Origin of the sequence: Streptomyces sp. YS415 (assembly GCF_023544665.1) — a bacterium.
In the GTDB taxonomy this organism is placed as follows: Bacteria; Actinomycetota; Actinomycetes; order Streptomycetales; family Streptomycetaceae; genus Streptomyces.
Genome location: NZ_JAMJFL010000005.1, coordinates 120585 through 141934, shown reverse-complemented (window position 1 = coordinate 141934; position 21350 = coordinate 120585). Strand labels below are relative to the sequence as shown.

Sequence of the window (21350 nt, the reverse complement as noted above, 5' to 3'; positions counted from 1 at the left end):
GACCGCCTCACGGGGAAGCCCCGCCCGTCGCCGCCCCCAACAGGCCCACCGACGCCACCTTCACGCCCGCCTTGTGGCAGACCCAGTGCGGATCGGGGCCCAGTTCCGGTTCGACGTCCAGCGCGTGCGGGTCGCCCTGGCCGCAGACCGGGCAGAGCGGCCAGCGGCCGTACCGGTCCAGGAGGGCGTCCTGGACGTCCTGCGCCACCAGCCCGGCGATGAAGGCGGCGCCCTCGGGCCACTGCTCCACCCACCAGCGCCGCTGCACGACCGAGTCCTCGACGATCGACACGACGTCCGCCTCGGCGACCTGGCCCGCGACCAGATCGGCGAGCACCAGGGCACGTGCCGCGTGCAACGCCTGCTCCAGGGGGCTTACGGGGTGGCGGGAGGGATCCATGCCCCCATTGTGCGCACTCTTGACCACAACACTGAAGCGAAAATATCTTTCAACCGTGACCCAGCAGGTGAAGGAAACTTTCGGAGCCGGACCGGGACAGGCCGGTCCGTCCGGCGGCCCGCCCCCCGCTCCCGCCGCCCTCGCGGCCAAGGTGCGCACGCTCGCGCCGTCCATGACCCGCTCCATGCAGCGGGTCGCCGAAGCCGTCGCCGGCGACCCGGCCGGCTGCGCCGCGCTCACCGTCACCGGTCTCGCGGAGCTCACCGGCACCAGCGAGGCGACCGTCGTGCGCACCGCCCGCCTGCTCGGCTACCCCGGCTACCGCGATCTGCGCCTGGCGCTGGCCGGCCTCGCCGCCCAGCAGCAGTCCGGGCGGGCGCCCGCCATCACCACCGACATCGCGGTGGACGACCCCATCGCCGACGTCGTCGCCAAACTCGCCTACGACGAGCAGCAGACCCTCGCCGACACCGCCGCCGGACTCGACACCGCCCAGCTCGGCGCGGCCGTGACCGCCCTGGCCGGCGCCCGCCGGATCGACGTGTACGGCGTCGGGGCGTCCGGGCTCGTCGCCCAGGACCTCACGCAGAAACTGCTGCGCATAGGCCTGATAGCCCACGCGCACAGCGATCCCCATCTCGCCGTGACCAACGCGGTGCAGCTGCGCGGGGGCGACGTGGCGCTCGCCATCACGCACTCCGGGTCCACCGGGGACGTGATCGAGCCCCTGCGGGTCGCCTTCGAGCACGGGGCGACGACCGTCGCGATCACCGGACGGCCGGACGGGCCGGTCGCCCAGTACGCCGACCACGTCCTCACCACGTCCACCGCGCGGGAGAGCGAGCTGCGCCCGGCCGCCATGTCGTCCAGGACCGGCCAACTGCTGGTCGTGGACTGCCTGTTCGTCGGAGTCGCGCAGCGGACGTACGACACCGCCGCACCCGCCCTGTCGGCGTCCTACGAGGCGCTGGCCCACCGGCACCGGCGGTAGCCCACATCAGTTCCGTACGTGGAAAGAGCCCATGACCTCACCGTCCGACCCCCGTGCGCTGCGCGCCGAGTTGGAGTCCCTCACCACCGAGGCCTTCCGCCCCGAGCTGGCCGACATCGACCGGCTGCCCACTCTCGACATCGCCCGCCTGATGAACGGCGAGGACACCTCCGTACCCACCGCCGTCGCCGCGCGGCTCCCCGAGATCGCCGCCGCCGTCGACGCCGTGGCCGAGCGGATGGCGCGCGGCGGACGGCTCGTCTACGCGGGCGCGGGCACCGCGGGGCGGCTCGGCGTGCTCGACGCCTCCGAGTGCCCGCCCACCTTCAACACCGACCCCGGTCAGGTCGTCGGCCTGATCGCGGGCGGTCCCGAGGCCATGGTCAGCTCCGTGGAGGGCGCCGAGGACTCCGGGGAACTGGCCCGCGCCGACCTCGACGCGCTCGCGCTGACACCGCTGGACACGGTGGTCGGCATCTCCGCCTCCGGCCGTACCCCGTACGCGATCGGCGCGGTGGAACACGCCCGCTCCCTGGGCGCGTTGACGATCGGCCTGGCCTGCAACGCGCACAGCGCGCTCGCGGCCGCCGCCGAGCACCGCATCGAGATCGTGGTCGGCCCCGAGCTGCTCACCGGCTCCACCCGCCTGAAGTCCGGCACGGCGCAGAAGCTCGTCCTCAACATGATCTCGACGATCACCATGATCCGGCTGGGCAAGACGTACGGGAACCTGATGGTCGACGTACGCGCCTCCAACGACAAGCTGCGCGCCCGCTCCCGCCGCATCGTCGCGCTGGCGACCGGCGCGGGCGACGAGGAGATCGAGCGGGCGCTCACCGCCACCGACGGCGAGGTGAAGCACGCCGTCCTGACGATCCTCGCCGGCGTCGACGGCCCGACGGCCGCCCGCCTTCTGGAGGAGTCCGGCGGCCATCTGCGTGCCGCGCTGGCGGCGGCGGGCGGCTGACCCCAGGCTCGGGGGGGTGAGCACCTCGTACGACACCGCCGCCGCGATCCTCCCCCTGGTCGGCGGCCCCGCGAACGTCACCTCCGTCGCCCACTGCATGACCCGGCTGCGGCTGGGCCTGGCCGACCGCTCCCTGGTGGACGAGGAGGCGCTGCGCGCGGTGCCCGGCGTCCTCGGGGTGGTCGACGACGACACCTACCAGATCGTGCTGGGGCCCGGGGTGGTGGCGCGGGTGACGCCGGAGTTCCAGGCGCTGGTGCTGAAGCGGGCCCGGCAGCAGCGCAACGCGACCCCGGTGAAGCTGGCCCTGCGCCGGGTCGCGAACATCTTCGTGCCGCTGATCCCGGCACTGATCGGCTGCGGGGTGCTGGCCGGGCTCAACGGTCTGCTGCTGAACCTCGGGCTGCTGCCCGGGGTCACCCCGGCCCTGTCGGTGATCGCCACCGCCTTCATGTCCCTGATCGCGGTCTTCGTCGGGTACAACACGGCGAAGGAGTTCGGCGGCACACCGGTGCTCGGCGGCGCGGTGGCGGCGATCGTCGTCTACCCGGGCGTGGCGAAGGTGACGGCGTTCGGCGTGACGCTGGCACCGGGGCAGGGCGGCGTGCTCGGCGCGCTGGCGGCGGCCCTGCTGGGCGTCCACGTCGAGAAGTGGTGCCGCCGCCGGGTCCCGGCCACCCTGGACGTCCTGCTCACCCCCACCCTCACGGTCCTCGTGGCGGGCCTGGCCACGCTCTACGGCCTGATGTACACGGCCGGCGCGGTCTCGACGGCCATCGGCACGGCGGCGAACTGGCTGCTGACGACGACGGGAGCCTTCGCCGGCCTGGTCCTCGGCGGCCTCTTCCTGCCCCTGGTCATGCTGGGTCTGCACCAGGCCCTCATCCCGATCCACGCCACCCTGATCGAGCAGCAGGGCCACACCGTCCTGCTCCCCCTGCTCGCGATGGCGGGCGCCGGCCAGGTGGGCGCGGCGGCGGCGGTGTACGTCCGGCTGCGCCACGACACCACCATGCGGACGACGATCAGGTCGGCGCTCCCGGCCGGACTGCTGGGCGTGGGTGAACCGCTGATCTACGGGGTGTCCCTGCCGCTCGGCCGCCCCTTCCTCACCGCCTGCGTGGGCGGAGCCGCCGGGGGCGGCTTCGTCGGGCTGTTCGCGATGCTCGGCGAACGGGTGGGCGCGACGGCGATCGGGCCGTCGGGATGGGCGCTGTTCCCGCTGCTGGCGGGCAACAGGGGCCTGGCCCCGACGGCCGCGATCTACGCGGGCGGGCTGCTGACGGGGTACGCGGTGGGCTTCCTGACGACGTACGCCTTCGGTCTGCGGGCCGTGTCTGCCGGAGTTCACACATCGGCGTCGCGGTGAACTCCGGTCGTCCCACGGCTCCGCCGGCGCGGTGAACGTCAGCTCAGGGACTTCAGCGCGGCCGGGTCGTAGGGAGCCAGGTCCGCCAGGCGGCCTGTCAGCACCTTCTGTGCCCACTGCGGGTCCTGGAGCAGGGCGCGGCCGACGGCGACCAGGTCGAACTCGTCGCGCTCCAGGCGGTCCAGGAGGTTGTCGAGGGAGCCCACCTCGGCGCCCTCCCCCTGGAAGGCCTTGTGGAAGTCGCCGTTCAGGCCGACCGAGCCGACGGTGATCGTGGGCCTGCCGGTCAGCTTCTTGGTCCAGCCGGCCAAATTCAGGTCCGAGCCCTCGAACTCGGGGAGCCAGTAGCGGCGCGTGGAGGCGTGGAAGGCGTCGGCACCGGCCGCCGCGAGCGGGGCGAGGACGGCCTCCAGCTCCTCCGGGGTCTCGGCGAGGCGGGCGTCGTAGGCGTCCTGCTTCCACTGCGAGTAGCGGAAGATCACCGGGAAGTCGGGCGAGACGGCCGCGCGGACGGCGGCCACGATCTCCGCGGCGAACCGGGTCCGGGCCACCGGGTCGCCGCCGTAGGCGTCGGTGCGGCGGTTGGTGCCCTCCCACAGGAACTGGTCGATGAGATAGCCGTGCGCGCCGTGCAGCTCGACGCCGTCGAAGCCGATCCGCTCCGCCGCGGCGGCGGCCTCGGCGAACGCGCCGATGACGTCGTCGAGGTCCTGCTGGGTCATGGCCCTGCCGGTGACCTCGTCGGCGCCGATGCGCAGCCCCGAGGGGCCGACCGCGGGGGCGTCCGCGAACGGCGGCTCGCCCGGCCGGCGGACCATGCCGATGTGCCACAGCTGCGGAACGATCGTGCCGCCCGCCGCGTGCACCGCGTCGGCGACCTTCGTCCAGCCCGCGAGCTGCTCGGCCCCGTGGAAGCGCGGCACCCGGTCGCTCTGACCGGCCGAGTCGTGGCCGACGTACGTCCCCTCCGTGACGATCAGACCGACTCCGGCGGCGGCCCGGCGGGCGTAGTACGACGCCACGTCCTCGCCCGGGACGCCGCCCGGCGAGAACATCCGGGTCATCGGCGCCATGACGATGCGGTTCGGGACGGTCAGGCCGTTGATCGAGGTCGGGCGGGAGAGGATCTCGGCGGCGCGCGAGGCGGCCTCGGATGCGGCGACGGTCACGTGGGGGCTCCTTGAGGGGTACCGACGGGTATGTGCGCGTGCATTTACCACACCTCGGCGTCAACCTCCACGACCCCGCCGCCCATTCCCGCGCCGGGAGAATGCCCGTATGACCAAGCCCACCCTGCTCGGCGCCGACGCCCTCGAACGCTCCTCCGTGGTCGCCAACAACACCATGAACCGCGAGCGCGGCCTGACCGGGGTGAACAGTTACGCCCGGGAACTGGGCCTCGATCCGACGGCCCACCTGGCCGCCCGGCCGGCAGCGCCCTCCTGGCTGGACCTGGGCAGCGGCGAGGGACGCGCGCTGCGGGAGGCCGCCGCCGTCCTGCCCCCGGACGCGGTGCTCACCGCCGTCGACCTGGTGGGCCCGCTCGCCCCCACCCCGGCCCCGCCCTCGCTGGAGGAGATCGTCGGCTCGGTCATGATCTGGGCGCCGCCGCCGGGACGGACGTACGACCTGATCACCTGTGTGCACGGGCTGCACTACGTCGGGGACCAGCTCGGGCTGCTGGCGCGGGCCGCCTCCTGGCTCGCCCCGGACGGGCTGCTGCTCGCCCACTTCGACCCGGACTCAGTCCGCTGGTCCGACGGGAGTCCGGCCGGGCGGGCCGTGCTGTCGGCGCTGCGGGCCGCCGGGTTCCGGTACAGCGCCCGGCACCACCGGCTCCGCCTCCGGGGGCCGCGCACCCTCCGGCTGCCGTTCCGGTATCTCGGCGCCGATCCCGCCGCCGGTCCCAACTGCACCGGGCAGCCGGCGGTCGGCTCCCACTACGCGCCCGAGGGCGGTACCCCCTGACGAACAGGGGGTACCGCCCTCGGCAAGACGACGACCGACCGGAGTCGATCAGAAGTCCATGTCACCGCCCGGCATGCCGCCCGGAGCGGCCGCGGCGGCCTTCTCCGGCTTGTCGGCGATGACGGCCTCGGTGGTCAGGAACAGCGCGGCGATGGAGGCGGCGTTCTGCAGCGCGGAACGGGTCACCTTCGCCGGGTCGATGATGCCCTCGGCGATCATGTCGACGTACTCACCGGTCGCGGCGTTCAGGCCGTGGCCGACGGGCAGGTTGCGCACCTTCTCGACGATGACGCCGCCCTCGAGACCACCGTTGACGGCGATCTGCTTGAGCGGGGCCTCCAGCGCGAGCTTCACGGCGTTGGCGCCGGTCGCCTCGTCGCCCGAGAGGTCGAGCTTCTCGAAGACCGAGGAGGCCTGGAGCAGGGCCACGCCACCACCGGCGACGATGCCCTCCTCGACGGCCGCCTTGGCGTTGCGCACGGCGTCCTCGATGCGGTGCTTGCGCTCCTTGAGCTCCACCTCGGTGGCGGCACCGGCCTTGATGACGGCCACGCCGCCGGCCAGCTTCGCCAGACGCTCCTGCAGCTTCTCGCGGTCGTAGTCCGAGTCGCTGTTCTCGATCTCGGCACGGATCTGGTTGACCCGGCCCTGGACCTGCTCCGAGGAGCCGGAGCCGTCGACGATGGTGGTCTCGTCCTTGGTGATGACGACCTTGCGGGCCTTGCCGAGCAGGTCGAGGGAGGTGTTCTCGAGCTTGAGACCGACCTCCTCGGAGATGACCTCGCCACCGGTGAGGATGGCGATGTCGTTCAGCATCGCCTTGCGGCGGTCGCCGAAGCCCGGGGCCTTGACGGCGACGGACTTGAAGGTGCCGCGGATCTTGTTGACGACCAGGGTCGACAGGGCCTCGCCCTCGACGTCCTCGGCGATGATCAGCAGCGGCTTGCCCGACTGCATGACCTTCTCCAGCAGCGGGAGCAGGTCCTTGACCGAGGAGATCTTGGAGTTGGCGATCAGGATGTACGGGTCGTCCAGGACGGCCTCCATACGCTCCATGTCGGTGGCGAAGTACGCCGAGATGTAGCCCTTGTCGAAGCGCATACCCTCGGTGAGCTCCAGCTCCAGACCGAAGGTCTGGGACTCCTCGACGGTGATGACGCCTTCCTTGCCGACCTTGTCCATGGCCTCGGCGATGAGCTCGCCGATCTGGGTGTCGGCGGCGGAGATGGAGGCCGTGGAGGCGATCTGCTCCTTGGTCTCGACGTCCTTCGCCTGCTCCAGCAGGGCGGCGGAGACGGCCTCGACGGCCTTCTCGATACCGCGCTTCAGGGCCATCGGGTTGGCACCGGCGGCGACGTTGCGCAGGCCCTCGCGGACCAGCGCCTGGGCGAGAACGGTCGCGGTGGTCGTACCGTCACCGGCGACGTCGTCCGTCTTCTTGGCGACTTCCTTGACCAGCTCGGCGCCGATCTTCTCGTACGGGTCCTCGAGTTCGATCTCCTTGGCGATGGAGACACCATCGTTGGTGATCGTGGGGGCGCCCCACTTCTTCTCGAGGACGACGTTGCGGCCCTTGGGGCCGAGCGTCACCTTCACGGCGTCCGCGAGCTGGTTCATGCCGCGCTCGAGGCCGCGCCGCGCCTCCTCGTCGAACGCGATGATCTTGGCCATGTGAAGTGGTCCCTCCAGGACTGGGGGTGATTCCTTCGGACCGCGCCCGCGCCCGCGACGGACGGCTCGCACGCCTGTGGTTCCTTGCCCCACCCGGCCTGCGGGCCTCACCGACCCGGTCCTTCGTTGTCACTCTCACCTTCAGAGTGCTAACGCCAATGATTAGCACTCGGGGTAGGCGAGTGCAAGCGGCTCTCGGGTTTCGGGCGGGCGTCGTGCGCCTGTGGCGGGACCCTCCGGGCACACGGAAGGGCTCGCACCCCGGGGGTTGGGTCCCCTTGGTGCGAGCCCTTCAGCGGAAGACGTAGCTTGCGGTTCGTTGGTCGCGCGTTCAGGCAGTGACGCGAACCATGTCGGCCTGCGGGCCCTTCTGGCCCTGCGAGATCTCGAACTCGACCCGCTGGCCCTCTTCCAGGGTGCGGTACCCGTCCATCTGGATCGCGCTGTAGTGGACGAAAACATCCGCACCACCGTCGACCGCGATGAAGCCGTACCCCTTCTCCGCGTTGAACCACTTGACGGTGCCCTGAGCCATGCCTAACTCCCCTATTACTGGCCCTTGCACAGATCCGCACTTCGCGGATCCGGGTCAGACCTCACCCCCCACGGTTTGGGGGCGTGCGCCGGAACGCGTCGACCGCGGCCGAATGTATCTGTCCAACTGCCGTCTGCAACAGGTCAATCGGACGAGAATTCTAGACGCGCAAGGTCCGGAATATAGTGAGAATTTGCCAGAACTCAGGGCAAGTCGGGCCCCGCAAAAGGAGCAGATGACGCAAAAGGCGCGCACACTTTGGCTACTTCTCGTCGCACAGGGTCGCGGTACTCATATGCGCCCGGCATGCGAAGTGGTGCGAGTTCCCCAACTGTACCGCGCTCAATCAAGCTGAATTGCCCCCTCCGTTTGTCTTACGGAGAGGGCAATTCGATGAACTCAGGGTGACGCGCCTTACCGACGGTAACGATCAGCCGCCGGCAACCGCCGGAATGATGGAAACTCCGGCGCCGTCGGGGGTCGCCGTCTCCAGGCCCTGCTCGAAGCGGACATCGTCGTCATTGACGTACACATTCACGAAGCGGCGCAGCTTGCCCTGGTCGTCCAGAACCCGGGCGGCGATGCCGGTGTGGTTCTTCTCCAGGTCGGCGATGACCTCGGCGAGGGTGCCACCCTCGGCCGTCACCTCGGCGGCACCACCGGTGTAGGTGCGCAGGATGGTGGGGATGCGGACTTTGACGCTCATGAGTCGAGGCCAGCCTCTCGGAAGGAGTCGAGGTTCGGGCGGATCGTCGCGGTGAGGCCGGTGCCGGCCACCGCGTCGAGGGTCTTGAGGCCGTCGCCGGTGTTCAGGACGACGGTCGTCTTCGTGGGGTCGAGCAGCCCGTTCTCGATCAGCTTGCGCGTCACGCCCACCGTCACGCCGCCCGCCGTCTCGGCGAAGATGCCCTCGGTCCGGGCCAGCAGCTTGATCGCGTCGACGATCTGTTCGTCGGTCACGTCCTCCACCGCGCCGCCGGTGCGCCGGGCGATGTCCAGGACGTAGGGCCCGTCCGCGGGGTTGCCGATGGCCAGCGACTTGGCGATGGTGTTCGGCTTCTGCGGCCGGACCACGTCGTGGCCCGCCTTGTAGGCCACCGACACCGGCGAGCACCCCTCGGCCTGCGCGCCGAAGATCTTGTACGGCCGGTCCTCGACGAGCCCGAGCTTGATCAGCTCCTGCAGCCCCTTGTCGATCTTCGTCAGCTGCGAGCCGGACGCGATCGGCACGACGAGCTGGTCCGGGAGCCGCCAGCCGAGCTGCTCGCAGATCTCGTACGCCAGGGTCTTGGAGCCCTCCGCGTAGTAGGGCCGCAGGTTGACGTTGACGAAGCCCCAGCCCTCGCCGGCCGGGTCGCCGATCAGCTCGGAGCAGAACCGGTTCACGTCGTCGTAGTTGCCCTCGATGCCGACGAGCTCGCCGCCGTACACCGCGGCCATCACGACCTTGCCCTGCTCCAGGTCGTGCGGGATGAACACGCAGGAGCGGAAGCCCGCGCGGGCCGCGGCGGCGCCGACGGCACCGGCCAGGTTCCCCGTCGACGAGCAGGAGAGCGTGGTGAAGCCGAAGGCACGGGCGGCCTCCAGGGCCTGGGCGACGACCCGGTCCTTGAAGGAGTGCGTCGGGTTGCCGGAGTCGTCCTTCACGTACAGGCCGCCGGTCACGCCGAGCTCGCGGGCCAGGTTGTCGGCCTTGACGAACGCGGTCCAGCCGGGGTTGAGGTTGGGCTTGCCGGCCACGTCCGAGGGGACGGGCAGCAGCGGCGCGTAACGCCAGATGTTCGCGGGTCCCGCTTCGATGCGCTTGCGGAGCTCCTCGGTGTCGTACGCCGAGAAGTCGTAGGCGATCTCCAGCGGGCCGAAACACTCCTCGCACGCGAAAACCGGGCCGAGCGGGACGCGGTGTCCGCACTCGCGGCAGCTCAGGGCGGCGGCGGGACCGAGATCGACAGTGGTGTTTCCGGTGCTTGCGACAGTCTGCACAGCCATGTGAGGCGAGGCCCTTTCTCCTCATCTTCCTCACGACGCATCTCGCCGTGAGACGGATTTGGCACCTTCCCGAGCCGGGAGCCTCGCGTGAACGAGACCGGCTGGAGGGTTGCCGGGGCTTCATCGGGCCGTATCCCTCTGCCCCTCTGGATGAGCGGTATGAAGTTGTGAACGCCGGGCCGGCCAGGACATGCGATGGTCACCCGCGTTGTTCAAGACTGTAACCGACGACCAGGACAGTTGAGATAGTCGTCCGAACGGCGAGATGGATCACAAACAGCGGATCACAAGCGAAGGAGCCGCCTACGTGCTGAAAGAAGTCGAGCGCTGGCTGAGCACCCGCTCCTGGTCGGTGACCGATCGCCCGCTCCACCAGATACTGGCCGCGAAGCGCAGCTCGGGCCAGTCCGTCTCCGTCGTGCTGCCCGCGCTCGACGAGGAGGAGACGGTCGGCGACATCGTCGCCGTGATCCGGCACGACCTGATGCACCAGGTCCCGCTGGTGGACGAGATCGTCGTCGTCGACTCCGGGTCGACCGACCGCACCGCCGAGGTCGCCGCGGCGGCCGGGGCGACGGTGGTGCACCGGGACGCGATCCTGCCGCGCCTGCCCGCCGTGCCCGGCAAGGGCGAGGTCCTCTGGCGCTCGCTGCTGGTCACCCGCGGCGACATCGTCTGCTTCATCGACGCGGACCTGAAGGAGTTCTCCTCGGACTTCGTCTCGGGCATCGTCGGACCGCTGCTCACCGACCCCGGGGTGGACCTGGTCAAGGCGATGTACGACCGCCCGCTCACGGTGTCCGACGGGCGCGCCTCCGGCACGACGGCGGCGGGCCAGGGCGGCCGGGTCACCGAGCTGATGGCCCGCCCGCTGCTGAACATGCACTGGCCGCAGCTGGCCGGCTTCGTGCAGCCCCTCGGCGGGGAGTACGCGGCCCGCCGCTCCCTGCTGGAACAGCTCCCCTTCCCCGTCGGCTACGGCGTGGAGCTCGGCATGCTGGTCGACGCGCTGCACCTGGTCGGCCTCGACGCGCTGGCCCAGGTCGACGTCGGGGTGCGCAAGCACCGGCACCAGGACGGCCAGGCGCTCGGCCGGATGTCCGCCGCGATCTACCGCACGGCCCAGCTCCGGCTGGCCCGCGGCCACCTCATCCGCCCCACGCTCACCCAGTTCGAGCGCGGTGAGGACGGTTTCGAGCCGCGGACGTACTCGGTGGACACCGAGGAACGGCCGCCGATGGCGGAGATCTCGGAGTACGCGTCCCGCAAGGTGGCGTAACCCACGCCGCCCGAAGCGCCTCGCACGTTTGAGCGTTTACGGCACGGGCTAGGTTGGACCACATGGCTTCCACGTACGGCGCTGCTCAGGTGCTGGTCGCGTCGAACCGCGGCCCGGTCTCCTATGAACTGCAGGAAGACGGCTCACTGCGCACCAAGCGCGGGGGCGGCGGACTGGTGTCGGGCCTGTCGGCCATCGGCCCGGACGCCGGTGCCCTGTGGGTGTGCTCGGCACTGTCCGACGGCGACCGCGAGGCGGTGCGCCGCGGGGTGGGCGAGGACGGCGTGCGGATGCTCGCCGTACCGGCCGACGTGCACGCGGACGCGTACAACGGCGTCGCCAACTCCGTGCTCTGGTTCGTCCACCACATGCTGTACCAGACCCCGCTGGAGCCGGCCTTCGACTCCGCGTTCTGGCGGCAGTGGGAGAACTACGCCCGCTACAACCGTGCCTTCGCCGAGGCGCTGGCCGACGAGGCGGCCGAGGGCGCGGCGGTCCTGGTGCAGGACTACCACCTGACGCTGGTGCCGGGGCTGCTGCGCAAGCTGCGCCCGGACCTGCGCATCAGCCACTTCTCGCACACGCCGTGGGCCCCGGTGGACTACTTCCGCATGCTGCCCGACCGGGTGGCGCGCGAGGTGCTGGAGGGCATGCTCGGCGCCGACCGCCTCGGCTTCCTCACCCAGCGCTGGGCGGACGCGTTCACCGCGTGCTGCGATGAGCTGGCGGGCGGGCTCGGGGACACCGAGATCGGGGTGCACGGGCTGGGGGCGGACGCGGACTTCCTGCGCCGGCGCTCGCACGAGGCGGACGTCGAGGAGCGGATGACGGCGCTGCGGGCGGAGATCGGGGAGGGCCGGCGGACGATCGTCCGGGTGGACCGGACCGAGCTGTCGAAGAACATCGTGCGCGGGCTGCTGGCCTACCGGCAGCTTCTCGACGACCACCCCGAGTGGCGCGAGCGGGTCGTGCACGTGGCCTTCGCCTACCCCTCCCGGCAGGATCTCGCCGTCTACCGGGAGTACACGGCCGAGGTGCAGCGCCTCGCCGACGAGATCAACTCCCAGTACGGCACCCCGGGCTGGACTCCGGTCGTGCTGCACGTCAAGGACGACTTCGCGCGCTCCCTGGCCGCCTACCGGCTCGCCGACGTGGCCCTGGTCAACCCCATCCGGGACGGCATGAACCTGGTCGCCAAGGAGGTGCCGGTCGTCTCCGACGAGGGCTGCGCGCTGGTGCTGTCCCGGGAGGCGGGGGCGTACGAGGAGCTCGGCGAGCACGCGATCGTGGTGAACCCGTACGACGTCCTGGACACCGCGCGCGCCCTGCACGAGGCCCTGACCATGCCCCCGCACGAGCGGGCCGAGCGCTCCAAGCGGCTGGCCGCGGCGGCCACGGCCCTGCCCCCGGCGCAGTGGTTCATGGCCCAGCTGCGGGCGCTGACGAGCTAGCGCCCGCGACGCCGGGCCGATCCCCCCGGGGCCTACAGGTGCGCCGCCAGCTCGCTGAGCAGCGCCACCACTCCCCGGGGGCCCTGGACCACCAGGTCGGCCCTCTCCCGCAGCTCCGGGACCTGCTCGCTGCCGCTGCTGCACACCAGCAGGCCGGGGGTGCCGTCGGTGCGGAGCTTGTCGACGGCCGCGTAAGCGGGCAGGTCGCCCAGGTCGTCGCCGGCGTAAAGGATCGCGGTCGCGTCGGTCTCGCGGACCCAGTCGAGGAGGGCGACGCCCTTGTCCATGCCGGGCGGGCGCAGTTCCAGGACCAGCCGGCCCGGCTCGACGATCAGGCCGTGCCGGGCGGCGAGCGCGGCGAGGGGCGCGCGCAGCGCGTCGAAGGCGGCCTGCGGATCAGCGGCCCGGCGGGTGTGCACGGCGACCGCGCTGCCCTTCTCCTCGATCCAGGTGCCGTGCCAGGCGCCGACCCCGTCGAGGACTCCGGGCAGCTCCGCGCGGACGGCGGCGACCCCCGGGTCGGGGGCGGGTGCGCTGACGGTGCCGGTGACGGCGTCCCAGCGCTCGGCGCCGTAGTGGCCGAGGACGACGAGATGCTCCAGGCCCGGGACCCCGGCGAACCCGCCGTACCGGACGGCGACGCCGGCGGGCCGGCCGGTGACCACGGCGACGGCGGCCACCTTCGGCGCGAGCGCGGCGAGCGCCTCCACCGCGCCGGGGTGCGCCCGGGCCTGTTCGGGGTCCGGCACGATCGGCGCGAGCGTCCCGTCGAAGTCGATGGCGATCACCGCCCGCGCGGGTTCGGCGAGGATGGCGTCGAGGCCGGCCCGGCCGGCGGGGGTGGCCGGGGTCGGCAAGGAGGTCGATTCCGTGTGGCTGCCCATACGGACGACCCTATCCAGCGCCGGCCCGCCGGTCAGCAGCACCTCACCGCTCCGCTCGGCGTGACTCCCGCACCCTGCGCAGCCGGTTCACCGTCACCGGGTCGTGCGCGAGGGCCCGCTCGTCGTCCAGGAGGGCGTTGAGGAGCTGGTAGTAGCGGACGGGGGCCAGGCCCAGCTCCTCGCGTATCGCGCGCTCCTTGGCGCCCGGGCCGGGGAAGCCGCGGCGTTCCAGGGCGAGGATGGACTGTTCCCTGGGGTTCAGCGGGTCCGGTGCCATACCTGGCACCGTAGCCCCCGGCACCGACAGCGCCGCTACTCCGCGGCCTCCTCAGCCACCGCCGTGCCCTGCAGCTCGCGCAGCACGCTCGCTGGGTCGCCGCTGGAGGAGACCGCCTTGCCGATCTTCTTCTTCACCGCCGCACTGACCGCCGCCCAGGAGGTACGGCCCACCGGGTACAGCTCGGAGGAGGGCAGCGCCTCGAGGAACGGCTTAAGGCCGGCGTCCTGCTCCGCCGCGCTCATGATGTCCGAGACCGAGTTCGTCACCGGCAGCAGGTCGTACTCGCGGGAGAGGGCGAGCACGTTCTTCTCCTCGTAGACGAAGTCGAGGAAGTCGCCGGCCTCCTTCGCGTGGCCGTTCTGCTTGAACGCCATCATCCAGTCGGCGACGCCCATCGAGACCTCGCTCGGCCCGTCGGCGCCGGGCATCGGCACCATGCCGAAGTCCACGCCCTTGGCCTTGGCCGCCTTCATCAGCGAGGGGTGTCCGTTGAGCATGCCGACCTCGCCGTCCGTGAACGCCTCGAAGGCGTCCGCGCGGTTCAGCGCGGCGGGCGCGACGGGACCGGTCAGACCCTGACCGACCAGCTCGTCGTTGAGCCAGTCGAACGTGGCGATGTTCTCCTCCGAGTCGATGTTGTAGGTCCCGGCGTCGGTGTCGGTGTAGCCGCCGCCCCCGCTGAGCAGCCACTGCATGGTCTCCGCCTGCGCCTCCTCCGGCCCGAGCGGCAGCGCGTACGGGTACTTCACCCCGTCCGCCTTCAGCGCCTCGGCGTTCGCCGCCAGCTCCTGCCAGGTCTGCGGGGCGGATATCCCGGCCTTCTCGAAGAGGCCCTTGTTGTAGAACAGCAGCCGCGTGGAGGAGGCGAACGGCATCCCGTACTGGATGCCGTTGACCGCGCCCGCCGAGGCGAACTGCGGGAGGAAGTCGGCCTGGGTGGTGATCGAGAGCAGCTCGCTCGCGGTGTACAGCTTCCCGGCCTTCGCGTAGTCCGCGTACGCCCCGATCTGTGCCAGGTCCGGCGCCTTGCCGGCGTCGACCAGCTCCCTGACCTTCCGGTCGACGTCGGTCCAGGAGTAGACGCTGACCTCGACGTTCACGTCGGGGTGGTCCTTCTCGTACGCGCCGACCAGCGAGTCCCAGTACTTCTGGGAGCTGTTGGCCGCGCTGTCGCCGTAGTCCGCCGCGACGAGTCGCAGGGTGACCTCGTCCGAGCCCCCGGTCAGGCCGCAGCCGCCGAGCGCCGCCGTCACACCGAGGGCGGACACCGCCGCGATCATTGCCGTCCTGCGCCGCTGCACTGCCATGTCCCCAACCCGATGCGAAAGCTTTCGAAACAACGCCATAAGGTCTACACCACCTTAGTGGACTAGACCTCTCATGGGTATGCGGGCCACACTGTCCCCCGTGAGACATGTCATCGCCCTCGACGTGGGCGGCACCGGGATGAAGGCCGCCCTGGTCGGGGCGGACGGCGCCCTGCTGCACCAGGCCCGCCGGCCGACCGGACGCGAGCGCGGCCCCGACGCGGTCGTGGCGGGCATCCTCGGCTTCGCCGCCGAACTGCGCGCGCACGGCGCCGAGCACTTCGGGGAGCCCGCCGCCGCGGCCGGTCTCGCCGTCCCCGGCATCGTCGACGAGGTGGCCGGCATCGCCGCCTACTCGGCCAACCTCGGCTGGCGCGACGTACCCCTGCGCGAACTGATCTCCACCGAGCTCGGCATCCCGGCCGCCCTCGGCCACGACGTGCGCACCGGCGGTCTCGCCGAGGGCCGGGTCGGCGCGGGCCGGGGCACCGACCGGTTCCTGTTCGTGGCGCTCGGCACCGGCATCGCGGGCGCGATCGGGGTGGACGGCCGGGTGGAGGCCGGGGCGCACGGGTTCGCGGGCGAGATCGGCCATGTCGTCGTACGCCCCGGAGGCGCCCCCTGCCCCTGCGGACAGCGCGGCTGCCTGGAGCGTTTCGCCTCCGCGGCCGCGGTGAGCGAGGCCTGGGCGAGGGCCGACGGGAACCCGGACGCGGACGCGGCCGACTGCGCGAAGGCCGTCGCGTCCGGTGACCCGAACGCCGTACGCGTCTGGCAGGACGCCGTGGACGCCCTGGCCGACGGCCTGGTCACCGCCCTCACCCTGCTGGACCCGCGCACACTGATCATCGGTGGCGGCCTCGCCGAGGCGGGGGAAACCTTGTTCACACCCCTGCGGGACGCCGTCCGGCGCAGGGTCACGTTCCAGAAGGTGCCGGAGATCGTTCCGGCGGCCCTGGGGGACGCGGCGGGCTGTCTGGGCGCGGGCCTCCTGGCCTGGGACCTGCTGACTACTACAACTCGGATCCAGGAGGAACCCACCTGATGGCAACCCCCTCAGGGGCGCGGGGAACTGCGCGACCAGCCCCCACCGGCCCGCAGACGGTCCTCAAGGGAGCCCACGTAGCACTCCCCACCGGAGTGATCGACAACGGCCAAGTGGTCGTCGAGGGCGACCGAATCGCCGCGACCGCGCAAGAGAACGCCCAGGTCATCGACGTAACCGGCCACTACCTGGTCCCCGGTTTCGTGGACATCCACAACCACGGCGGCGGTGGAGCCTCGTTCACCTCGGGCACCGTCGAGGACGTGCTGCAGGGCATCGACACCCACCGCCGGCACGGCACCACCACCCTCGTCGCCTCCACCGTCACCGGCGACATGGACTTCCTCGCCCAGCGCGCGGGGTTCCTCTCCGAGCTCGCCGAGCAGGGCGACATCGCCGGGATCCACTTCGAGGGCCCGTTCATCTCCCCGTGCCGCAAGGGCGCGCACTCCGAGGAGCTGCTGCGCGACCCGGACCCGGCCGAGGTGCGCAAGCTGATCGACGCCGCGCGCGGCTGGGCCAGGATGGTCACCCTCGCCACCGAACTGCCCGGCGGCATCGACTCCGTACGGCTGCTCGCCGAGCACGGCGTCATCGCGGCGATCGGCCACACGGACGCGACGTACGAGCAGACGGTCGAGGCGATCGACGCGGGCGCCACCGTGGCGACGCACCTCTTCAACGCGATGCCCGCCCTCGGCCACCGCGCCCCGGGACCGATCGCGGCGCTGCTGGAGGACGACCGGATCACCGTCGAGCTGATCAACGACGGCACCCATCTGCACCCCGCCTCCCTGCAGCTGGCGTTCCATCACGCGGGCGCGGACCGGGTGGCGTTCATCACGGACGCGATGGACGCGGCCGGCTTCGGCGACGGCCGCTACATGCTCGGCCCGCTGGAGGTCGAGGTCGCCGACGGCGTCGCCCGGCTGGTGGAGGGCGGCTCGATCGCCGGCTCGACCCTCACCCTGGACCGCGCCTTCAAGCGCGCGGTGACGGTCGACCGGCTGTCCGTGGAGGACGCGGTGAAGGCCCTGTCCGCCAACCCGGCCCGGCTGCTGGGACTGTCCGACACGATCGGCTCGCTGGAGCCGGGCAAGTACGCCGACCTGGTGATCCTGGACGACGCCTACGAGGTCAAGGGCGTCATGCGCCGAGGTCACTGGGTGGTCGATCCCCGACTGGGCTGATCCGTCCGGCATCCGCGCGACGGCGGCCGTTTCCCAGGGCTGGGACGGCCGCCTCGTCTTTGGCATGATCAGGACCGGAAGAGACGGCACCACTGACCGGGGAGGTCGGCCCGGATGATCCTCACGGTCACGCTGAACACCGCTCTCGACATCACGTACCGCGTACCTGCGCTGCGCCCGCACGCCTCGCACCGCGTCTCCGAGGTCCTCGAACGCCCCGGCGGCAAGGGCCTGAACGTGGCGCGGGTGCTGGCGGCCCTCGGCCACGAGGTGACCGCCACCGGCTTCACGGGCGGCACCACGGGCCGCGTCGTACGCGAACTGCTCACCGCCGACGGCGGGGTGGTCGACGCCCTCGTCCCGCTCGCCGGCACGACCCGCCGCACGATCGCGGTCGTCGACGACCTCACCGGCGACACGACCCAGCTCAACGAGCCGGGCCCGGTCGTCACCCCCGCCGAGTGGTCCGCCTTCCAGCAGACCTACGACCGGCTGCTCGCGTCGGCCGACGCGGTGGCCCTCTGCGGCAGCCTCCCCCCGGGCGTCCCCGTCGGCGCCTACGCGGGCCTGGTCCGCGCGGCACGCGCCGCGGGCGTCCCCGTACTCCTGGACACCAGCGGCGAACCCCTGCGCCGGGCCGTCGCCGCCCGCCCGGACCTCATCAAGCCCAACGCCGACGAGCTGGCCGAACTCACCGGCTCCCACGAGCCGTTGCGCGCCACGCGGGACGCCCGCCGCCGCGGCGCCCGCACGGTGGTCGCCTCACTGGGGGCCGACGGTCTGCTCGCCCACACCCCGCAGGGCCGCTGGCGGGCCGTCCCGCCCGCACCGCTGCGCGGCAACCCGACCGGCGCGGGCGACGCGGCGGTCGCGGGCCTGCTGTCGGGCCTGGTCGAAGGGCTCCCCTGGCCGGACCGGCTGGCCCGCGCGGTCGCCCTGTCCGCGGCGAGCGTGCCGGCACCGGTGGCGGGCGAGTTCGACCGCGGAACGTACGAAGAGCTGCTGGGCCGGGTGGCCGTGACGGGCGAGGCCGACGCGGCCTGACCTAGCGTTTGACCTGGCCTTCCTTGATCCACAGCTGGTCCAGCAGGACGTTGCACTTGTCGCCGTCGCCGCAGGAGATCGCGATGGTGTTGGTGCCCTTGTTGAGGGTGGGCCAGGCGTAGGTCTGGGTCCAGCCCTTGGAGAAGTCGCCGCCCTTGGTCCGGGTGAAGTTGCCCAGGTTCAGCTTGCTGCCGAAGGGCTTGCCGTTGACGGTCAGCGTCATCGACTGGTCCTCGTCGGTGGTGCTGAAGCGCGTGAACAGCGTGTAGGTGCCGTCCTCGGGGATGCCGTCGACCGTCCAGGTGGCCGAGGCGCCGGGCTGGTTGAGGCCGGTGACGTAGGAGCCCGCGTTGGCGCCCTGCACCTCCGAGGCCACGGTCACTCCGGGCGACAGGCGCAGCGACTTCGCGTCCGACTCCGGCAGGTCCACCTCTTCCTCGGCGCTGCTGCCCTGCGAAGGTGTCGGGTCCGTGCTCTCGGTCTGGGTCGGGGTGGGGCCGGCCTCGTTGTCGGTGCCCTCGTCGTCCTTGTCACCGCCCGCCATCGCCACCGCGATACCGATGACGACCGCGGCGACCACCGCGATCGCGCCGATCAGCAGTCCCTTGGTGTTCGGTCCGCGTCCCCGGCCGCCGCCGCCGATGCCGTCGCTGTAGGAGGCCGTCTGCTGATGGGTGGCCGGGGCGCCGCCCGGGAAGGTCTCCGGGGCCGAGTAGTGCGCGTTCGGCCGGTTGTACCCGCCCTGCTGCTGGGGCACCTGGGTGTGGGGCGCAGCCGTCTGCTGGCCGTACTGCCGCTGGCCGACCGAGCGCACCCGGTTCACCGAGTTCGGGTAGCCGTAGCCACCGGACGGTGGCTGGGCGCCGTTGGCCTGCCCGTCGGCGTAGAGGTAGCCGAACGGGTCGTCGTCCTCGGGCGTAGTGGCGCCGTTGTTGCCGGACGTCATCCCTTGGTCTCCTCACCAGGTGCGGGGCGGATGCGGTACGTGTAGCGAAGGGCGAGCCTACCCGCTCTGGCTGACCCAAACGGGTGACTCGGACCGCATCAGCTCGCTGACCTGGGCTTCATCCCGCACGTCTGTGCTGTTTGGGACGAGATCGTTTCTCTACGTACATCCGCTCGTCCGCGGACTTCAGCACCTCGTCCGCGGTCATGCCGCAGTGGGCCCACCCGATGCCGAAACTGGCGCCCACCCGCATGGCGCGGCCGTCGACCCGGATCGGCTGGATTATCTCGTTGCGCAGCCGTACGGCCAGGTCCTGGGCGTCGGCCCGGCCGAGCCCGTCGGCCAGCACCACGAACTCGTCGCCGCCGAGCCGGGCCACGGTGTCGCCGTCCCGGACGCCCCCGGAGAGCCGGCGGGCGACCTCGATCAGGACCGCGTCACCCGCGTTGTGCCCGAACCGGTCGTTGATCGACTTGAAGCCGTCGAGGTCGCAGAAGAGCACCGCGAGCCCCTTGGTGCCGTCGTCGTGTTCACCCTCAGGGGCGACGGTGTGCACGTGGTGGTCGTAGCCGTCGAGGACCTCGGCGCCCGGGGGGAAGTCGAAGCCGTGGCCGTTGACGTCGTAGGCCGGGTGACCGAAGGCCGCGTCCAGGGACTCCAGGGCTCCGGCCTGGGTGGCGCGCTGGCACAGCCGCGAGGAGAGCCGGGCGCGCAGTTCGGCGGAGTTCGGCAGCCCGGTCAGGGAGTCGTGGGAGGCGCGGTGGGCGAGCTGGAGCTCGCGCCGCTTGCGCTCCTCTATGTCCTCGACATGCGTCAGCAGGAAGCGCGGCCCGTCGGCGGCGTCGGCGACCACGCTGTTGCGCAGGGACACCCAGACGTAGGTGCCGTCCCGGCGGCCGAGGCGGAGCTCGGCGCGGCCGCCCTCGGCGGAGGTCCTGAGCAGGGTGCCGATGTCCTCGGGGTGGACGAGGTCGGAGAAGGCGTAGCGGCGCATCGCGGAGGCGGGGCGGCCGAGCAGCCGGCACAGGGCGTCGTTGGTGCGCAGGATCCGGCCGTGCTGGTCGCCGCCCATCTCGGCGATGGCCATGCCGGAGGGGGCGTACTCGAAGGCCTGCCTGAAGCTTTCCTCGCTGGCCCGCAGCGCCTGCTGCTCGCGCTCCAGCCTGACCAGCGCCCGCTGCATGTTCGCCCGCAGGCGGGCGTTGCTGATCGCGATGGCGGCCTGGAACGCGTACATCTGGAGCGCCTCGCGCCCCCACGCGCCCGGCAGCCGGCCGTTGCGCGGCCGGTCCACGGACAGGACGCCGATCAGTTCACCGCTGCCGCTGCCGTGCACGCCCGGTGTGTACATGGGGGCGAAGAGCCGGTCCGAGGGGTGCCACTCGTCCTCGAAGCGGGGCGCGGGCCCGTCGGTGTACCACTGCGGGACGTCGTCGTCGTCGAGGACCCAGCCCTCGGTGTGCGGGATGAACACCAGGTCGCCCCAGTGCTCGCCCATGCTCAGCCGGCGCTCCCAGGACTCGCGGGAGCCGGTCCGGCCGGTGATCAGTGCCTCGGCGGCGGGGTTGCCGGCGAGGGCGGCGACGACGAGGTCGCCGTCGGGGCGGACCAGATTGACGGCCGCGAGTTCGTAGCCGAGGCCGGTGACGACGCCGTCGGCGACGGTCTGAAGCGTGTCCGCCAGGCTGCGCGCGGTGTTCATGTCCGCCATGACCTGGTGCAGTTGTCGCAGGGTCGCAAGACGGACGTACGGCTCCGACTCGGTCTCCATGCTCGCCCTCCCCCCGAGACCTCGCAGCGAATCAAGGGTTGTCTTCGGCGTCTTTTCTGTGTCGTGCCCTTGCTGTTCTTGATGAAGGTTCCCCGCCACTGAATCACAGCGCGCTGCCCACCCGGTACACAGGGTCAACAATTACTGCCCCTTGTGACTCAAGTCACAACGAAAGATGAACAATTGCGCAGTGTTTCTGCGTTTTTCCGGTGCGTTTACCGACCGCAAACGCCGGGTGCTGTCGGTCGGAGGTCGGGCGAAGG

20 protein-coding genes and 1 riboswitch are annotated in these 21350 nt (G+C 71.6%); of the genes, 9 read left to right on the top strand and 11 right to left on the bottom strand.

From position 1 onward, the window contains the following. Nucleotides 1-7: 7 nt before the first annotated feature. Nucleotides 8-400 (bottom strand): hypothetical protein, encoded by a 393-nt coding sequence (locus M8H82_RS08620; protein WP_250071897.1) that lies wholly within the window; start codon nt 398-400, stop codon nt 8-10. A 55-nt stretch (nt 401-455) separates the two neighbouring features. Here M8H82_RS08620 and M8H82_RS08615 point away from each other — a divergent pair, with 55 nt between their 5' ends. From M8H82_RS08615 to M8H82_RS08605, 3 genes are read left to right on the top strand one after another with little or no spacing between them, the layout of a single operon-like run. Then, entirely contained in the window at nt 456-1391 is a 936-nt protein-coding gene (locus M8H82_RS08615; RefSeq protein WP_250071896.1) for a MurR/RpiR family transcriptional regulator, read from the top strand. Nucleotides 1392-1422: 31 nt separating this feature from the next. Further along, on the top strand, nt 1423-2358 hold the full coding sequence (gene murQ / locus M8H82_RS08610; RefSeq protein ID WP_250071895.1) for an N-acetylmuramic acid 6-phosphate etherase: 936 nt from the start codon (nt 1423-1425) through the stop codon (nt 2356-2358). A gap of 16 nt (nt 2359-2374) precedes the next feature. Beyond that, nucleotides 2375-3727, top strand: coding sequence for a PTS transporter subunit EIIC (locus M8H82_RS08605; protein ID WP_250071894.1), 1353 nt, complete (start codon nt 2375-2377; stop codon nt 3725-3727). Between the two features lie 38 nt (nt 3728-3765). On the opposite strand, the gene M8H82_RS08600 is transcribed toward M8H82_RS08605, so the two are convergent. Beyond that, a complete protein-coding gene (locus M8H82_RS08600; protein ID WP_250071893.1) occupies nt 3766-4896 on the bottom strand; it encodes an NADH:flavin oxidoreductase in 1131 nt (376 codons plus the stop codon). 109 nt (nt 4897-5005) lie between these two features. Here M8H82_RS08600 and M8H82_RS08595 point away from each other — a divergent pair, with 109 nt between their 5' ends. Continuing rightward, nucleotides 5006-5695: a class I SAM-dependent methyltransferase gene (locus M8H82_RS08595; protein ID WP_250071892.1), complete on the top strand. Its 690-nt coding sequence runs from the start codon at nt 5006-5008 to the stop codon at nt 5693-5695. A 48-nt stretch (nt 5696-5743) separates the two neighbouring features. Here the strand turns inward: M8H82_RS08595 and groL are convergent, their stop codons facing one another. The 4 genes from groL to thrC all read right to left on the bottom strand — a co-directional run bounded on the left by groL (nt 5744) and on the right by thrC (nt 9890). Beyond that, the gene (gene groL, locus M8H82_RS08590) at nt 5744-7366 is read right to left on the bottom strand and encodes a chaperonin GroEL (RefSeq protein ID WP_250071891.1); all 1623 of its coding nucleotides are present in this window, start codon (nt 7364-7366) and stop codon (nt 5744-5746) included. 331 nt (nt 7367-7697) lie between these two features. Continuing rightward, nucleotides 7698-7901: a cold-shock protein gene (locus tag M8H82_RS08585; RefSeq protein WP_004986573.1), complete on the bottom strand. Its 204-nt coding sequence runs from the start codon at nt 7899-7901 to the stop codon at nt 7698-7700. A gap of 430 nt (nt 7902-8331) precedes the next feature. Then, a complete protein-coding gene (locus tag M8H82_RS08580; protein ID WP_250071890.1) occupies nt 8332-8607 on the bottom strand; it encodes a MoaD/ThiS family protein in 276 nt (91 codons plus the stop codon). Further along, nucleotides 8604-9890 carry a threonine synthase gene (gene thrC / locus M8H82_RS08575; protein ID WP_250071889.1) on the bottom strand — a complete coding sequence of 429 codons (1287 nt, stop codon included), beginning with the start codon at nt 9888-9890 and terminating at the stop codon, nt 8604-8606. The genes M8H82_RS08580 and thrC overlap by 4 nt, the downstream gene beginning before the upstream one ends. A gap of 18 nt (nt 9891-9908) precedes the next feature. Then, nucleotides 9909-10047, bottom strand: a riboswitch (SAM riboswitch). 150 nt (nt 10048-10197) lie between these two features. On the opposite strand from thrC, the gene M8H82_RS08570 reads away from it, so the two are divergent. Beyond that, nucleotides 10198-11169, top strand: a complete 972-nt coding sequence (locus tag M8H82_RS08570; RefSeq protein ID WP_250071888.1) for a glucosyl-3-phosphoglycerate synthase — start codon at nt 10198-10200, stop codon at nt 11167-11169. A gap of 62 nt (nt 11170-11231) precedes the next feature. Next, nucleotides 11232-12620, top strand: coding sequence for a trehalose-6-phosphate synthase (locus M8H82_RS08565; RefSeq protein WP_250071887.1), 1389 nt, complete (start codon nt 11232-11234; stop codon nt 12618-12620). Between the two features lie 32 nt (nt 12621-12652). Here the strand turns inward: M8H82_RS08565 and otsB are convergent, their stop codons facing one another. The 3 genes from otsB to M8H82_RS08550 are packed head-to-tail and all read right to left on the bottom strand — an operon-like array spanning nt 12653 to nt 15091. Then, nucleotides 12653-13504, bottom strand: coding sequence for a trehalose-phosphatase (gene otsB / locus M8H82_RS08560; RefSeq protein WP_250071886.1), 852 nt, complete (start codon nt 13502-13504; stop codon nt 12653-12655). Nucleotides 13505-13547: 43 nt separating this feature from the next. Next, entirely contained in the window at nt 13548-13781 is a 234-nt protein-coding gene (locus tag M8H82_RS08555) for a DUF3263 domain-containing protein (protein WP_250071885.1), read from the bottom strand. A 35-nt stretch (nt 13782-13816) separates the two neighbouring features. Then, the gene (locus tag M8H82_RS08550) at nt 13817-15091 is read right to left on the bottom strand and encodes an ABC transporter substrate-binding protein (protein WP_250071884.1); all 1275 of its coding nucleotides are present in this window, start codon (nt 15089-15091) and stop codon (nt 13817-13819) included. Between the two features lie 73 nt (nt 15092-15164). On the opposite strand from M8H82_RS08550, the gene M8H82_RS08545 reads away from it, so the two are divergent. The 3 genes from M8H82_RS08545 (at nt 15165) to M8H82_RS08535 (ending at nt 18370) form a co-directional block, all read left to right on the top strand. Then, on the top strand, nt 15165-16136 hold the full coding sequence (locus tag M8H82_RS08545; RefSeq protein WP_250071883.1) for an ROK family protein: 972 nt from the start codon (nt 15165-15167) through the stop codon (nt 16134-16136). Continuing rightward, nucleotides 16136-17326 carry an N-acetylglucosamine-6-phosphate deacetylase gene (gene nagA, locus M8H82_RS08540; protein WP_250071882.1) on the top strand — a complete coding sequence of 397 codons (1191 nt, stop codon included), beginning with the start codon at nt 16136-16138 and terminating at the stop codon, nt 17324-17326. Before M8H82_RS08545 ends, nagA begins: the two co-directional genes overlap by 1 nt. A gap of 114 nt (nt 17327-17440) precedes the next feature. Beyond that, nucleotides 17441-18370: a 1-phosphofructokinase family hexose kinase gene (locus M8H82_RS08535; RefSeq protein WP_250071881.1), complete on the top strand. Its 930-nt coding sequence runs from the start codon at nt 17441-17443 to the stop codon at nt 18368-18370. A 1-nt stretch (nt 18371) separates the two neighbouring features. On the opposite strand, the gene M8H82_RS08530 is transcribed toward M8H82_RS08535, so the two are convergent. Together M8H82_RS08530 and cdgB are read right to left on the bottom strand one after the other, a co-directional pair. Then, nucleotides 18372-19316 carry a carbohydrate-binding protein gene (locus tag M8H82_RS08530; protein WP_250071880.1) on the bottom strand — a complete coding sequence of 315 codons (945 nt, stop codon included), beginning with the start codon at nt 19314-19316 and terminating at the stop codon, nt 18372-18374. 118 nt (nt 19317-19434) lie between these two features. Continuing rightward, nucleotides 19435-21087, bottom strand: a complete 1653-nt coding sequence (gene cdgB, locus M8H82_RS08525; protein ID WP_250071879.1) for a diguanylate cyclase CdgB — start codon at nt 21085-21087, stop codon at nt 19435-19437. Nucleotides 21088-21350: the final 263 nt, after the last annotated feature.

Bases quoted from the DNA above. Each gene is read 5' to 3' on its own strand.
- M8H82_RS08620 (WP_250071897.1), bottom strand. From the start codon at position 400: ATGGATCCCTCCCGCCACCCCGTAAGCCCCCTGGAGCAGGCGTTGCAC.
- murQ (WP_250071895.1), top strand. From the start codon at position 1,423: ATGACCTCACCGTCCGACCCCCGTGCGCTGCGCGCCGAGTTGGAGTCC.
- M8H82_RS08595 (WP_250071892.1), top strand. From the start codon at position 5,006: ATGACCAAGCCCACCCTGCTCGGCGCCGACGCCCTCGAACGCTCCTCC.
- groL (WP_250071891.1), bottom strand. From the start codon at position 7,366: ATGGCCAAGATCATCGCGTTCGACGAGGAGGCGCGGCGCGGCCTCGAG.
- M8H82_RS08585 (WP_004986573.1), bottom strand. From the start codon at position 7,901: ATGGCTCAGGGCACCGTCAAGTGGTTCAACGCGGAGAAGGGGTACGGC.
- M8H82_RS08580 (WP_250071890.1), bottom strand. From the start codon at position 8,607: ATGAGCGTCAAAGTCCGCATCCCCACCATCCTGCGCACCTACACCGGT.
- thrC (WP_250071889.1), bottom strand. From the start codon at position 9,890: ATGGCTGTGCAGACTGTCGCAAGCACCGGAAACACCACTGTCGATCTC.
- M8H82_RS08565 (WP_250071887.1), top strand. From the start codon at position 11,232: ATGGCTTCCACGTACGGCGCTGCTCAGGTGCTGGTCGCGTCGAACCGC.
- otsB (WP_250071886.1), bottom strand. From the start codon at position 13,504: ATGGGCAGCCACACGGAATCGACCTCCTTGCCGACCCCGGCCACCCCC.
- M8H82_RS08555 (WP_250071885.1), bottom strand. From the start codon at position 13,781: ATGGCACCGGACCCGCTGAACCCCAGGGAACAGTCCATCCTCGCCCTG.
- M8H82_RS08550 (WP_250071884.1), bottom strand. From the start codon at position 15,091: ATGGCAGTGCAGCGGCGCAGGACGGCAATGATCGCGGCGGTGTCCGCC.
- M8H82_RS08545 (WP_250071883.1), top strand. From the start codon at position 15,165: ATGGGTATGCGGGCCACACTGTCCCCCGTGAGACATGTCATCGCCCTC.
- nagA (WP_250071882.1), top strand. From the start codon at position 16,136: ATGGCAACCCCCTCAGGGGCGCGGGGAACTGCGCGACCAGCCCCCACC.
- M8H82_RS08535 (WP_250071881.1), top strand. From the start codon at position 17,441: ATGATCCTCACGGTCACGCTGAACACCGCTCTCGACATCACGTACCGC.
- M8H82_RS08530 (WP_250071880.1), bottom strand. From the start codon at position 19,316: ATGACGTCCGGCAACAACGGCGCCACTACGCCCGAGGACGACGACCCG.
- cdgB (WP_250071879.1), bottom strand. From the start codon at position 21,087: ATGGAGACCGAGTCGGAGCCGTACGTCCGTCTTGCGACCCTGCGACAA.